Here is a 930-nt window from a genome sequence, read left to right as displayed (position 1 = left end):
GTCGGTGTCACCGGTGAAGACGGCGTCGGCGCGCGCCCATTCCTTTGCCGGAAGGGCGCGCTGCCAGATCGCCTGACCCTCGGGGCGCACGATGCGATAGGGGCCGTATTGCTCGAGCTTTTCGCCCGCGCCGCTGTCCAGCAGCGCGTAGTCGGCGTTGGGCGCGACTTCGAGGATCAGCGGCAGGCGCTCGGCGGGCAAGGAACCCTCGCGGCGCGCAAGCACGCGCGGCGCCGGCTTGGCGTCCTGCCTGTGTTCCGGCCTCGCTTCGCGCCGTTCGTCTGGACGCGGTTGGACACTGCTGGCTTTTACGGGCTGACGCAGGCGGTTGTCGCGGTTTCGATCGCGAAAGGATTTCAAGAACGGTCTCCGGAACGGCAGGCCGCTTTTGACATAGGGATTCGGGCCGCGCAACAAAATGGTCCCGCATCTATGATGCACCCAGCTCTGGAGACACGCAAACCGACCATGTCCCGTTCTGAACGCTTGCTCGACCTTATCCAGATCCTGCGCCGCCACCGTCGGCCGGTGAGCGGCCGCACGCTTGCGGACGAGATGGGCGTGTCGATTCGCACGCTCTATCGCGATATCGTGTCGCTGCAGCGGCAGGGCGCGCCGATCGAAGGCGAGGCGGGGCTTGGCTATGTGCTGAAGCCAGGCTTCATGCTGCCGCCGCTGATGTTCTCAGACGAGGAGATCGAGGCCATCGTGCTCGGCTCGCGCTGGGTGGCAAAGCAGCCGGACAAAAAGCTGGCCGCCGCCGCGACCGATGCGCTGGCCAAGATCGCGGCGGTGCTGCCGGATGATCTGCGCGAGGACCTCGATGCCACGACGCTGCTTGTCGGGCCGCGCTCGGACAATCTCGAAGCGATCGACCTCGGCGTTGTGCGGCAGGCGATCCGCGAGGAACGCAAGCTGGGCTTCCTCTAT

At 66.2% G+C, this 930-nt stretch carries 1 protein-coding gene and 1 pseudogene; one reads left to right on the top strand and one right to left on the bottom strand.

Features of this window, described 5'->3' with window-relative positions:
- Window positions 1-360, bottom strand: a pseudogene (locus EOA27_RS38150) (class I SAM-dependent rRNA methyltransferase); the annotation flags it as partial.
- 108 nt (window positions 361-468) lie between these two features.
- On the opposite strand from EOA27_RS38150, the gene EOA27_RS38145 reads away from it, so the two are divergent.
- Window positions 469-930, top strand: a 462-nt coding sequence (locus EOA27_RS38145) for a YafY family protein (RefSeq protein WP_145970892.1), incomplete at its 3' end; no start/stop codon positions are given.

Source organism: Mesorhizobium sp. M2A.F.Ca.ET.037.01.1.1 (assembly GCF_003998075.1).
In the GTDB taxonomy this organism is placed as follows: Bacteria; Pseudomonadota; Alphaproteobacteria; order Rhizobiales; family Rhizobiaceae; genus Mesorhizobium.
This window is presented reverse-complemented; position numbering and strand designations above follow the sequence as displayed.